Below are 13,171 nucleotides of genomic sequence, written 5' to 3' on the forward strand. Positions count from 1 at the left end.
CCTTTTTTTTAATGCACGAAATTTTCTTTTTTAATTTTGATTTCATTATTTTTGAATTTCTGAAATAATAAAGTTGAATTTAAATTATCCAATCACATATACAGAGGGAGTGAGTGTTCAAAGGGCGTCACTTTTATCCTCGGAATTAGGTTTGAAAACATGCAATGATTTGCTTAATTTCTTTCCTTTTCGGTATATCGATAAAACAACATTTCACGCAATAAACGAATTACAACCAAACGCATCAGAAGTACAAATTGTAGGTCGTATTACTCGATTAAATTCAATTGCACAAAAAAGGGGTAGCCGTTTGGTAGCGACTTTTCAAGATGCTACAGGAAGCATGGAATTGGTATGGTTTAAAGGTCAAAAATGGCTCAAGGACTCTTTGAAAGTGAACGAGCCTTATGTTGTTTATGGAAAACTAAACCACTACAACGGAAGTTTTAGCATTCCGCATCCAGAGTTAGAATTATTTAGCGCTTATAAAAAAAAGCTTCAAACGAAGATGCAGCCAGTTTATCATACGACAGAGCGGTTGGTCAATGCAGGAATTTCAAATAAAATGATGGGAAATTTCATACAGCGTTTGTTAGAGCAATTTTATGACAGTATTCAAGAAAATTTATCGCAAGAAATTTTAGAGGATTTTAAATTCATGACCAAACGAGAAGCGCTTTTAAATGCGCATTTTCCAAAAAGTCAAGAACATCTAACAAAAGCAGAAAATCGCTTGAAATTTGAAGAATTATTTTTCATTCAATTGCAATTATTGCGAAAAAAACTAATTAATAAGGTAAAAATAAAAGGCGTTGTTTTTGAAAAAGTAGGTGTTATTTTTAATGATTTTTATAAAAACAAGTTGCCATTTGATTTGACAAATGCGCAAAAAAGAGTCTTAAAAGAAGTTCGAAAAGATGTGGCTTCTGGAGCACATATGAATCGTTTGTTGCAAGGTGATGTGGGGTCGGGAAAAACGATTGTGGCTATCTTAGCCATGCTTTTAGCAATAGATAATGGTTTTCAAGCAACCATTATGGCACCTACAGAAATATTGGCCAATCAGCATTTTATTGCGGTTTCAGAATTGGTTGCTGGAATGGAACTCAAGGTTGCTATCTTAACAGGTTCTGTGAGAACGAAGAGGAGAAGAGAAATTCACGCAGGCTTAGAAGATGGCACTTTAAATATATTGATTGGTACGCACGCGTTACTGGAAGATAAAGTGCAATTTAAAAATCTGGGAATCGCAATTATTGACGAGCAACATCGGTTTGGTGTAAAACAGCGTGCTAAGTTATGGGCAAAAAACGTACTTCCTCCTCATATTTTGGTAATGACGGCAACTCCAATTCCAAGAACCTTGGCGATGTCTGTATATGGAGATTTAGATATTTCCGTCATAGATGAATTGCCTCCAGGAAGGAAAGAAGTGAAGACTGTGCATCGTTTTGATAGCAATCGTCTCTCCGTTTTTAAATTTATGAAAGATGAAATTGAGAAGGGAAGACAGGTCTATTTAGTGTATCCATTGATAGAAGAATCAGCCGCAATGGACTACAAAGATTTAATGGATGGCTATGAGAGTGTCTCTCGAGAGTTTCCATTACCAAACTATCAAATTAGTATTGTGCACGGTAAAATGAAGCCTGCGGATAAAGAGTTTGAAATGCAGCGCTTTGTAAAGGGAAAAACGCAAATTATGGTAGCTACCACAGTTATTGAAGTAGGTGTAAATGTGCCGAATGCCAGTGTAATGATTATTGAAAGTTCAGAACGTTTTGGACTTTCACAATTGCATCAATTAAGAGGACGCGTTGGGCGAGGAGCAGATCAAAGCTATTGTATTTTAATGTCTAGCTTCAAATTATCACCAGAGGCAAAAACTCGTTTGAAAACGATGGTGGAGACTACAGATGGCTTTAAAATTGCAGAGGTCGACTTGAAGTTAAGAGGTCCGGGAAATATCATGGGAACACAGCAAAGTGGCGTATTGGACCTTAAAATAGCGGATGTAGTAAAAGATTCTAAAATTTTAGTAGCTGCTAGGAATACTGCAATTTCTTTATTACAAGAAGATGAAAATTTATCAAATGAGCTGAATTTACCAATAAAAAAAGCATTCATGCAGATGACAAAGTCTTCTAAAATTTGGTCTAATATTAGCTAATTATAATAAAAACGCAAGAATGTACATTGCTATTAAGTTATGTTTGTAGTCTTATTATTTTTTGAACGGAGTGACTGTTCAAGTAATTTTTTACAACAGTTTTAGCCAATTCTTTGTCCGAAATAGGAGTCAGTATTGCTTTCAATATGTCGATATTATCTTCTTGATGTGCTAGGTTCGTAAACCCATACCCAAAAACCTGATTGTTTTCGATTAGAATTAATGCATGCTCCTCTGTTTCTCTGCCCTTGTCTAAAATAATAAAGTTGTCGTTGTTAAAATTATGTAAAAACGGCTTTCTTTTTTTCTTAATATTATATTTAGGAGACAGTGTTTCTAGTTGTAAATAATACTTTAAACGCGAAAATAATTCATTTCCTGTTTTTTCGTATGTAATTGAAATCGCTCTGTCTTGTAGTTTTAGAGCTCTTTTTGTTTCTTTGAGAAATAATTTATTGACTTCGGCATTTATATTTTTTCCACGTCCTAAATACAGTACTTTTCCGTTTTTATCATGTATGTAAAACACCCCTAAATATTTAGGAACCGAGGCTATTAATTTTTGAAGCCTTTCTTTTTCGAATCGCTGGTCATGATGCTTTACGAAATTCTGTATGATTGTTTTTGTACTGTCTTTTTCTAAAAGCAACTTAAAAAGCTGCACAGTTGCTAAAGCGTCGCCAGAAGCACGATGTCTATCTGTCATCGGTATGCCGAGCGCCTTTGTAAGTTTTCCTAGACTGTAAGAAGGTTGGTCTAAAATTAATTGCTTGCTCAATTCTACCGTACAGAGTGTATTTCTATTAAAATCATAACCAAGACGGTCGAATTCTGTGCTTAAAATTCGGTAATCGAAAGTAGTATTGTGGGCAACCAGCGTGCAATCTTTGGTAATTTCAATAATTCTTTTTGCAATTTCATAAAACTTAGGAGCACTCCTCAACATTTTATTATTAATTCCTGTGAGTCGCACAACAAACTGCTGAATTTCTTTTTCTGGGTTTACCAAACTAATAAATTGGTCCACAACCGAATGGCCATCAAATTTGTAAATGGCAATTTCTGTGATGCCTTCCTCATTAAATTTTCCTCCGGTAGTTTCAATGTCTAATATTGCGTACAAATTATTCTTTCTTTGGATGCAAATTTACGAACTATAATTTCTACTACCAAAAATTGAGCTTCCTAGTCGTATCATGGTACTCCCATTTTTTATTGCCAAAGGATAGTCTCCACTCATGCCCATCGAAAGAATTTCTAATTGACAGTTGTTCGTACTTGTATTTTTTTTATGCAGCTCAAAAAAGTTTTTTAAAGATGCAAACTCTTCGTTCAGTTGTTCTTGATTATCTGAAAATGAAGCCATACCCATAAAACCAACAATTTTTATGTTTTCCAACTCCTGAAAATCTGGACTTTTTAAGATGTGCTCAATTTCTTCAAAAGACAATCCGAACTTGGATTCTTCTTTTGCAATTTTTGCTTGTAATAAGCATGAGATAACACGGTCGTGTTTTTTTGCTTGTTTATTAATTTCCTGTAAAGTTTTAAGTTTGTCAATTCCATGGATTAAATTCACGAAATGGGCCATGTATTTTACTTTATTGCTTTGCAAATGACCAATCATATGCCATTGAATATCTTTCGGAAGTGCATCAAACTTTTCCGCCATTTCCTGTACTTTATTTTCACCAAAAACACGTTGACCACCGTCATAAGCTTCTTGTAAGTCGGCAATTGGTTTGGTTTTAGAAACCGCAACTAAAATTACGTTTTCAGGAATTGATTTTTTTATTTCTGCTATATTTTTTTTTATTTCCATTTCGTTTTTTTTAAATGAGAGTGAATTTAAGCCAAAAAGAACCTGCAGTTAAAACTCATAAATAGTGATGGCGCTTCTTATTTTTGGTTCTATATATGTTGTTTTAGGAGGCATTAGTAAGTCTGAATCTACAATTTCTTTGAGTTCTTTTATATTTGTTGAATGCATTCCGAAGGACACTTTAAAAGTACCTGCATCTACTTTCGTTTTTAGTTCTAAACCATTTGATTTGTTTTGAGAATATACGATTTTAGTTTCATCTCTTATATCTTCAATCCCTAAAATAGGTTTTAGAACCGTGCTGTATAGAATTTGTGCATCTAATCTACTGAGCGCATCGGTAAAAGGATAGCCTTTTACACGCAGATGCAATGCATAAAATTCTCCGTCTAAATACATACTAAAAGTATGTTTTTTTGCTGGCTTATAAAATTCAGAACCTTGCTTTTCAATATTGAAAAAGTGTTCCAATGTGTTTAAAAATTCTTTCGATGTCAAACCGTTTAAATCTGTTACAAACCGATTGAACTCGTAAATATTTAATGCACTTTCTGCAATTAAATAACTCATGAAAAAGTTATATGCTTCGTTTCCTGTGTGTTTTGGGTTTTCCTTTTTTAATCTTTCAGCTAACAAACAAGAGGCTGATGACCGGTGATGGCCATCTGCAATATACAAAGTATCAATTTTTTGGAATGCCTTTGTTATTTTCTCAATATCAGCGGCATCATCTACTACCCATAAAAGGTGTTCATCTTCGTTAGTCGTTGTAAATTCGTAGGCTGCTTTGTGCTGTGAATATATTTCAAAGATCTCGTCAATTTGAATATTGTCAGGATATGATAGCAAAACAGGTTCTGCATTAAATCCTGTGTTTTTCAAATAACTTTCAAATAAAAACTCTCTTTGTTTGAGGGTCCCCTCGTGTTTTTTTATGCGATTATTCAAACAGTCTTCAACGGAAGTTGCAGCTATAACACCGCAAAAAGAATCAAGAGCAGTTATTTTTTTATAGATGTAGAAAGCAGGTATTTGATCTTGTGTAAATACTTTTTGTTCCTTAAAATCAGCATATTTTTTTTGCACCAATTCAAACCGTGCTGCTTCACTGCGTTTTTCTTTTGTTGAGGTGTAAATAGGATTTGTTATGTGCAAGAAAGAGTAGGGATTGTCCGCCAATTTAGAGTCCAACCTTCTGGGAGTATAAATGTTGTGGGATTTAGAGGATACCCGAGCAACTTTATCTCCAGATGTTCGAACTGCTTTAAAAGGTTTAACAATGGCCATATTTTAACGTAGTAGCTGAATTATTTGTTGCGCTAATGCAGTTCCAATTCTTTCTTCGGTTTCTTTTGTAGCACTGCCAATATTAGGTGTTAAAGAGATTTCTGGATTCATTAACAATTGTACGGCAGGTGTTGGTTCTGTCTCAAAAACATCCAAACCAGCGAACTGAACTTTTCCACTTTCGATCGCTTTTACGAGGTCTACTTCATTTAAAATACTACCGTTCGCAGTATTTATAATACCAACTCCGTCTTTCATTTTTTTGATATCACTTGCCGAAATTACGGATCCTTCTGGATCAGATGTGTGCAATGTAATAAAATCAGCTTCTTTCAATACCGTTGCTTTCGGCACGGTATTGATGTTAATGGTTATTTTCTGTCCATTAAAAAAATCAATGGTAATGGGTGCACTTGTGATTTCTTCATCGGTTGCAAGAACGTTCATTCCTAAACCCAAAGCGATTTTAGCGACTGCTTGCCCGCTGCTTTCAAATCCAATTATTCCAATTGTTTTACCTTTTAATTCGATGCCTGCACTGAACGCTTTTTTTAATTCTTTAAAACGAGTATCTCCCTCTAAAGGCATTTCTCTATTTGAAGCGTGTAGAAATCTTACCAATCCAAATAAATGTGCAAAAACCAACTCAGCAATCGCATTTGCAGCAGCTTCTGGAGCGTTTATAACATGTAAGCCTTGATCTTCTGCATAGGCAACGTCAATATTTTCAAGATTGCCGCCTGCACAGCCAATTAATTTAATACTCTGACATGCGTCTATCAACTCTTGACCAACTTGAGTTGCACTTTTTACTAAAAGCGCGTCAATGTTGTTTTCATTAATGTATTGTTCCAATTGATTTTGTGCAACTTTTGTAGTTATTACCTCAAATCCTCCTTTTTCCAAAGCATCAATTCCGCTTTGAGAAATTCCGTCGTTTGCTAATATTTTCATTTTTTTTGTTTCTAATCCTTTCGAAAGAAAGAAGTTTTTAGGGATTGTTTTAATTTTTAAACCTAAGAAAGAGCATAAATAAAACGCATTGAAGCGTGTTTAAAGCTCCAATTTCTCTAGTCTTGTTTACTTTCTAATGCTTGCATTACATCCACCAAAACTTGCACACTGTGCAATGGGAGGGCATTGTACATGCTTGCTCTATAGCCACCAACACTTCGATGACCGTTTAGTCCGTTAATTCCAGCAGCTTTCCACAGGGTATCAAATGCAGCAGTTTGCGAGGCGTTTGTTAAAGTAAAAGTAGCATTCATGGTACTTCTGTCTTCTTTAGCAACAATGCCCTGGAATAGTGGATTTCTATCAATTTCGGCATACAAAAGTGCTGCTTTTTTGTTGTTTACTTCTTCAATAAACGGAATTCCACCGATTTCTTTCAGCCATTGCAAATTTAACATAGATACGTATACTGCAAATACAGATGGTGTGTTGGCCATACTTTCTTTTGCAATATGTGCTTGGTAATTTAGCATTGTAGGAACGTGTCTATTTACCTTTCCTAAAATCTCTTCTTTGACGATCACTAGAGTGGTTCCTGCAGGACCCATATTTTTCTGCGCTCCTGCATAGATTAAATCGAATTTCTCAAAGTCTAGCTGCCGAGAAAAAATGTCTGAACTCATATCACAAATTAAGGAAACATTGGTTTCTGGAAAGGTCTTCATCTGCGTTCCAAAAATAGTATTGTTACTTGTGCAATGGAAATAATCTACATCTTCAGGAATGGTATATCCTTTGGGTATATAGTTAAAGTTTTTATGTTTTGAAGAGCCTACTTCCAATACTTCTCCAAAGGCTTTTGCTTCGGTAATAGCGTTGTCTGACCAGGTTCCCGTGTTTAGGTATGCCGCTTTTGTATTTAACAAGTTGTATGCAACCATTAAAAATTCCAAGCTCGCTCCACCATGTAAAAACAGTGCTTGATATCCTTTATTTTCTAAACCTAACAACTCTAAAGCCAGCGATCTTGCGGTATCCATAACAGCAACAAATGATTTGCTTCTGTGAGAAATTTCGATTAGAGATAAATCATCGTTGTTAAAATTAAGCACAGCTGCTGCTGCTTTTTCCAAGACTTCTTGTGGCAGAATACAAGGTCCTGCACTAAAATTATGTTTTTTCATTTTAGGATAATTTAGATAAAAATTCTAAAGTATTAACGCCATCTGCATAATCGGATAATTTTGGATGCTGTGTTGCGCCAAAATCAATTTCGTTTTCGATAAATCCTTTAGAAACGATGCATTGAATCTTTTCTTTGTCTTGATGCAATTTTATTTTTAAGTCTACTTCGTTCTCATAATACTCGTAAAAAATGGTGGCAATGGGAGATGCATAACTCTCATCTTCCTTAATCATTAAAAATCCGTTTTCTAAAAGATCAAATAAGCTCATTAAGTACACCGCCTTATTGTAATCATAATTGTTGGCATATTTCGCATTGTTAATGATTTCTTTTTTCACGAACATGCCATTAAAGAAATTATTAAAATCATAATCTCTAGGAACATAAAGTTTAGAAACTGATCTGCATCCGAGTCCAAAATAAGTAAATACATCTTCTGCTAATCTTTGCAAATCATCCTCTGATTCCCTTCCGGTAAGCACGGCAACTGAATTTCTACTCTTGCGAATGATGTTTGGTTTATTTTTAAAATAAAACTCAAAATATCTCGCAGTGTTGTTGCTTCCAGTGGCAATTACTGCGTCAAACTTTTCTAATTTTTCTTCTGTAAAAGTGATGTTTCCCTTGAACTCTGCTTCCACATATTCTAAATATTTTGCTAAAAAAGGCAGTAAATGTTTGTCGTTAGAAGATTGTTTTACCAAGACGGAATGGCCTGAAATTAAAACTGATAAAAAATCATGAAACCCTACGAGAGGAATGTTTCCTGCCATCACGATAGCGACACGTTTCGGAGTGACTGGAGGAAGTTCATTATCCGCCAACCAAGCGTCTAAATTTTCTTTAGTGAGCGCGGATGACCAACTCGACACAGCAAACAAAATATTTTCTTTTGTAAACCATGAGTTGTTTTCTTGAGCGATTTTTAGCTGATGTTTGAATCCGTCAAAAAAGAGCTCATTGTGGGCTATTTTTTGTTTTTTTTCAATTTTTTCCTGGCTGAACTGACTCAGAAAAGCTCCTAATTTTACAAAAGCATTAATTCTATTTTGAATACTATCCATTTATTTTGGTTGTGACTAATTTTGGCGTTATTTTTGCAATTGTAAAGGTACAAAACAGAAAAGAAAGTTATGGCAATTATAATAACAGATGAATGTATAAATTGTGGGGCATGTGAACCCGAATGTCCGAACACAGCAATTTACGAAGGGGCAGATGATTGGAAATACTCAGATGGAACTGATTTAAAAGGAGACGCAGTATTGCCGAACGGTAAACCAGTAAATTCGGATGAGGATCAAGAACCAATTAGTGACGAAATCTATTTTATTGTTGCTGATAAGTGTACAGAATGTAAAGGTTTTCACGATGAACCGCAATGTGCAGCAGTATGTCCTGTGGATTGTTGTGTTCCCGATGATGACAATGTAGAGACAGAAGAAGAGTTGTTAGCAAAACAAAAATTTATGCACAACGATTAAAGCCTTGCCTGTATAACGCGAATAGTAGCGCAAATAGAGACTAAAAATAAGATAAAAAATTCCGAAGTTCGTTCGGAATTTTTTATGTTTAAAAAACATATATTTACAGCGCAAAAATTAAATTTAATTTTTGCTATTTACCTTAATATTTAAAGAAAATGAAAGCCGGAATTGTAGGATTACCAAACGTAGGAAAATCGACCTTATTTAATTGTTTATCAAATGCAAAAGCACAAAGCGCAAATTTTCCCTTTTGTACGATAGAGCCTAATATTGGGGTTGTAAATGTGCCAGATAAGAGAATTGAGAAATTAGAGGAATTGGTAAAACCAGAACGTGTAATGCCTGCAACAGTAGAGATTGTAGATATTGCTGGTTTGGTAAAAGGAGCAAGTAAAGGAGAAGGATTAGGCAATCAGTTTTTAGCAAATATTAGAGAGACCGATGCCATTCTGCATGTCATCAGATGTTTTGACAATGACAATATTATTCACGTAGATGAATCTGTAGATCCTGTTAGAGACAAAGAAACAATCGATATAGAATTACAATTAAAAGATTTAGAAACCGTTGAAAAAAGACTAGAACGCGTTAAGCGAACTGCAAAAACGGGAAATAAAGAGGCACAGGCAGAACTAATTGTTTTGTTAAAAATTGAGGAGACCTTGCTTAAGGGAATTTCTATAAGAGCTTTAAGTTTTAACGAAAAGGAGTTGGAGTTTGTGCAGTCATTGCAATTTATTACTGCCAAACCGGTATTGTATGTTTGTAATGTGGATGAGGATTCTGCAGTTACAGGAAATGATTATGTGGAAAAAATAAGAGCCGCTGTAAAGGATGAAAATGCAGAGGTAATTGTATTAGCAGTCGGAACAGAGGCGGATATTACAGAGTTAGATGATTATGAAGAAAGACAAATGTTTCTTGCAGATATTGGCTTAGAAGAAGCAGGTGTGGCCCGTTTAGTGCGTTCTGCTTATAAATTATTAAATTTGCAAACCTATTTTACAGCAGGTGTTAAAGAAGTAAGAGCATGGACGGTGCCCATTGGAGCAACTGCGCCACAGGCTGCAGGTGTTATTCATACGGACTTTGAAAAAGGATTTATTAGAGCAGAAACAATTGCTTACCAGGATTACGTGACTTTTGGATCTGAAGCAAAAGTAAAAGAAGCAGGAAAAATGAGAGTAGAAGGCAAGGAATATGTTGTGAAAGATGGGGATGTGATGCACTTCCGTTTCAACGTATAATCGAAGGTTTATTAGAACCTCTTTGCGAGCATTACCCGTTGCTACCGAAAGCTTTTTTGTAATAACCTTTGTGATTTAAATTGGCTACATATTTTTAAAGAAAATCAATTATGAAAAACTTCTTGCTTTTTACAGTATTTATTTTTTTAACAATTTCTTGTAATAGCGTAAAAAACACTCAAGAAGCTATTAGTAACGGGAACTATGACGATGCGATTACTATTGCTGTTGAAAACTTAAAAAGGAACAAGACAAAAAAAAGAAATCAGCCTTATGTCCTCCTATTAGAAGAAGCTTTTAAAAAAGCAGCTGTAAAAGATTTGGCAAGAATTAATTTCTTAAAGAAGGAGAACAATCCAGAAAACATTGAAATTATTTTTTCCTTGTATGAGCAGTTGAAAAAAAGGCAAGAATTTTTAAAACCTTTATTACCACTTTACATTGTAAAAGTGAATAGAGCGGCCTTCTTTCAATTTACAAATTACGATGATGAAATTATTGCAAATAAGAATCAGTTAACAGATTACTTATATCAAAGTGCCGAAAAACTTTTTAGTAACAATAACAAATTTGATTATCGAACTGCATATAATAATTTAGAATACATCGATAAGATAAACCCGAACTTTAAGGAAGTCCGAAATTTAATGGAGGTAGCAAGAGAGAGTGGTTTAGATTTTGTTCTTGTATCCATGAAAAACGAAACTCAAAAAGTAATTCCTAAAAGATTAGAGGAAGATTTATTGAATTTTGATACCTATGGATTGAATGATTTTTGGACTGTTTACCACGGTGTAAAAGACGTGAAAATAATCTACGATTTTGGATTAGAACTGAACCTAAGAAGTATTGAGGTTTCACCAGAACAAGTTCAAGAGAAGGAAATTATCAAAGAAAAAGAAGTAAAAGACGGGTTTTCATACCTTTTAGATGCAGACGGAAATCAGGTTTTAGATAAAAAAGGAAATAAAATTAAAGTAGATAAAATGGTGCCTGTCCGTTGTGAGTTGTATCAAATAACACAATTCAAATCTGCCAAAGTAATAGGTCAAGTAAAATATGTAGACTTCAATACAAAGCAAAAGATACAGACATATCCAATTTCAAGTGCCTATGCTTTTGAACATGTATATGCTAGTTTTAAAGGAGATAAAAGAGCTTTAGAAACTCCCTATATGGATTTAATTAAATTACGTGTGGTGCTTTTTCCTACAAATGAACAAATGATTTATGATGCTGGTCAAGATTTAAAGCAGCGACTAAAAAGAATCATAATGCAGAATAAGTTTAGAAATTAAACCAATAAATCCCAAAGAATGTGCTTGGGATTTATTTTGTTACGGCTATTTTTTTTACTTCATAAAAGAATCTTAAATATCTTTTATTTTGTGCTTTTACTTTTTGGTCTTGTAATTTCGCCACCAAGAACTAAGGCTGCTGAGATAATCATTAAATTTTTAATGATATATTGCCCCTCTAGAGTAGGTAAGAAAACATTATTCGATTGAAAAGTAACGTCCGTCAAAACAATTAAAGGCATAAACGTGCCTACCATTTGTAAAAACAAAAGTATAATTGCAATACGCGTTGTACTTTTAAAGAAAAAGAAAACACCGATAACAATTTCCCAGATACCAATAATTATCAGCCAAATTTCTGGAGAACCAAAAGGCAGCCATATTACAGTCGCTTTTAGCAAGCCTTCAGCAGAAGAGAGTCCCAGTGGCTTTAATATTCCGAACCAAATAAAGATTACACCAAAAGATAGGCGAATAGAGGGTATGCTCGCACTTTTCATGATCTTTATAAATCGATTGTCTAATTTGTTAAGAAGCTCTTTCATAATGGTGTGTAGCACTTTAAACACTACATTTTTTTTAGTGAGTTGTTTTAAAATACAAGTGTATTTTATAGTTGTGGTAAGCCGTGTTTTTGGTGATTTATTTAAAAGTGCAAATTTAACTGTTTTTGAGCATAATTGCACTAAAGAAAAGACTGATTTTAATTTCCTTTAATCCGAATCCACAAATCAGATAATAGCTGTATTCCTTCGAGTTTGTCTTTAGGAACTTCAATAAAAAAAGGGGTACCATTTGGAGTAACCTCAATTTTATATTTAAAAACGAAATTAGTAGCGTCTGCTGAACTACTCATGGTACCAAAGCGCAAGTCATTAAAGTATAATTGATCTTCTTCTTTATTGATCGTATACCAACCTTTTGAAATGGCAATCATTCGTTGCATTTTTGGATGGTGGACTAAATCCCCTAATAATTCATGATTTTTAGGGTGGCTTGAAAAAACAATAGGTTGGGAATCTAAAAAGGAGGTAAATCCAATTAAATAAGCATTTTCAGTATCCACGTTAGCGCTCCATAAAATACTATTTAGTGGGGTTGGTTTTGTATGCATCGACCTATAATCAATGTTTTTAAGCTTTAATGCCGTTGTAAATTTCTGATACGAAAATCCTTTCAAAATTAAAGTCAATATCAAATAAGCACTGCTGATTCCCAATCCTAAATTATTATAGAAGCGTCTTTTTTTTGCACCTTTTTTTTGACGCATCGCTAAAATAAGAAAGACGAGGAAGGGGAGTGTGTACAAAGGATCGATTACAAAGATGTTTTTAAAAGCCAACCGGAGGTCTAAAGGCCAAAAAAGTTGCGTTCCCCAGGTAGTCTGCGCGTCTAAGATTGGGTGTGTTACAAACGTCCAAAAGAAAAGCCAAGACCAATCTTTGATGTTTTTATAGGCTTCAAAACGGGTAATTATAAATGCTAAAATAGGTGCAAAAAGTACTGAAAAAAAGATAGAATGCGTAAACCCTCTGTGTGTTTCTAGCGCAGTAACGGTGTCTGTAAAAAATGATGAAAATACATCTAAGTCTGGAATAGTTCCAGCAATAGCGCCATACAACATGGCTTTATTACCAATTTTCTTTCCTAAAACAGCTTCTCCAACCGCAGCACCTAAAATTATTTGGGTTAATGAGTCCAATGCGTATTTTTATGTTTA

General features: G+C 34.4%; 12 protein-coding genes. 4 read left to right on the top strand and 8 right to left on the bottom strand.

Annotated features, from left to right (window positions below; genetic code table 11):
- The first annotated feature begins 73 nt into the window (after window positions 1-73).
- Window positions 74-2,170 (top strand): ATP-dependent DNA helicase RecG, encoded by a 2,097-nt coding sequence (gene recG, locus PI23P_RS08975; RefSeq protein WP_004570496.1) that lies wholly within the window; start codon window positions 74-76, stop codon window positions 2,168-2,170.
- A 37-nt stretch (window positions 2,171-2,207) separates the two neighbouring features.
- Here recG and PI23P_RS08980 read toward each other — a convergent pair whose 3' ends face one another.
- The 6 genes from PI23P_RS08980 to PI23P_RS09005 form a co-directional block, all read right to left on the bottom strand.
- Window positions 2,208-3,293 carry an exonuclease domain-containing protein gene (locus PI23P_RS08980; protein WP_004570497.1) on the bottom strand — a complete coding sequence of 362 codons (1,086 nt, stop codon included), beginning with the start codon at window positions 3,291-3,293 and terminating at the stop codon, window positions 2,208-2,210.
- A gap of 24 nt (window positions 3,294-3,317) precedes the next feature.
- Window positions 3,318-3,992, bottom strand: coding sequence for a YggS family pyridoxal phosphate-dependent enzyme (locus tag PI23P_RS08985; protein ID WP_004570498.1), 675 nt, complete (start codon window positions 3,990-3,992; stop codon window positions 3,318-3,320).
- A 48-nt stretch (window positions 3,993-4,040) separates the two neighbouring features.
- Window positions 4,041-5,279: a DUF1015 domain-containing protein gene (locus PI23P_RS08990; protein ID WP_004570499.1), complete on the bottom strand. Its 1,239-nt coding sequence runs from the start codon at window positions 5,277-5,279 to the stop codon at window positions 4,041-4,043.
- A gap of 3 nt (window positions 5,280-5,282) precedes the next feature.
- Window positions 5,283-6,233, bottom strand: a complete 951-nt coding sequence (locus tag PI23P_RS08995; RefSeq protein ID WP_004570500.1) for an NAD(P)-dependent oxidoreductase — start codon at window positions 6,231-6,233, stop codon at window positions 5,283-5,285.
- A gap of 116 nt (window positions 6,234-6,349) precedes the next feature.
- The gene (gene serC, locus PI23P_RS09000) at window positions 6,350-7,417 is read right to left on the bottom strand and encodes a 3-phosphoserine/phosphohydroxythreonine transaminase (RefSeq protein WP_004570501.1); all 1,068 of its coding nucleotides are present in this window, start codon (window positions 7,415-7,417) and stop codon (window positions 6,350-6,352) included.
- 1 nt (window position 7,418) lies between these two features.
- Window positions 7,419-8,483, bottom strand: coding sequence for an acyl-CoA reductase (locus tag PI23P_RS09005; RefSeq protein WP_004570502.1), 1,065 nt, complete (start codon window positions 8,481-8,483; stop codon window positions 7,419-7,421).
- Between the two features lie 69 nt (window positions 8,484-8,552).
- On the opposite strand from PI23P_RS09005, the gene PI23P_RS09010 reads away from it, so the two are divergent.
- From PI23P_RS09010 to PI23P_RS09020, 3 genes are all read left to right on the top strand, one after another.
- A complete protein-coding gene (locus PI23P_RS09010) occupies window positions 8,553-8,903 on the top strand; it encodes a 4Fe-4S binding protein (protein WP_004570503.1) in 351 nt (116 codons plus the stop codon).
- 158 nt (window positions 8,904-9,061) lie between these two features.
- Window positions 9,062-10,153, top strand: a complete 1,092-nt coding sequence (ychF, locus tag PI23P_RS09015) for a redox-regulated ATPase YchF (protein WP_004570504.1) — start codon at window positions 9,062-9,064, stop codon at window positions 10,151-10,153.
- A 110-nt stretch (window positions 10,154-10,263) separates the two neighbouring features.
- Window positions 10,264-11,451: a hypothetical protein gene (locus PI23P_RS09020; protein ID WP_004570505.1), complete on the top strand. Its 1,188-nt coding sequence runs from the start codon at window positions 10,264-10,266 to the stop codon at window positions 11,449-11,451.
- Between the two features lie 83 nt (window positions 11,452-11,534).
- On the opposite strand, the gene PI23P_RS09025 is transcribed toward PI23P_RS09020, so the two are convergent.
- Both PI23P_RS09025 and PI23P_RS09030 read right to left on the bottom strand, forming a co-directional pair.
- Window positions 11,535-12,020, bottom strand: coding sequence for a DoxX family membrane protein (locus PI23P_RS09025; RefSeq protein ID WP_238300010.1), 486 nt, complete (start codon window positions 12,018-12,020; stop codon window positions 11,535-11,537).
- Window positions 12,021-12,154: 134 nt separating this feature from the next.
- Window positions 12,155-13,153 (bottom strand): metal-dependent hydrolase, encoded by a 999-nt coding sequence (locus PI23P_RS09030; RefSeq protein WP_004570507.1) that lies wholly within the window; start codon window positions 13,151-13,153, stop codon window positions 12,155-12,157.
- Window positions 13,154-13,171 lie beyond the last annotated feature (18 nt).

It is taken from the genome of Polaribacter irgensii 23-P, assembly GCF_000153225.1.
In the GTDB taxonomy this organism is placed as follows: Bacteria; Bacteroidota; Bacteroidia; order Flavobacteriales; family Flavobacteriaceae; genus Polaribacter; species Polaribacter irgensii.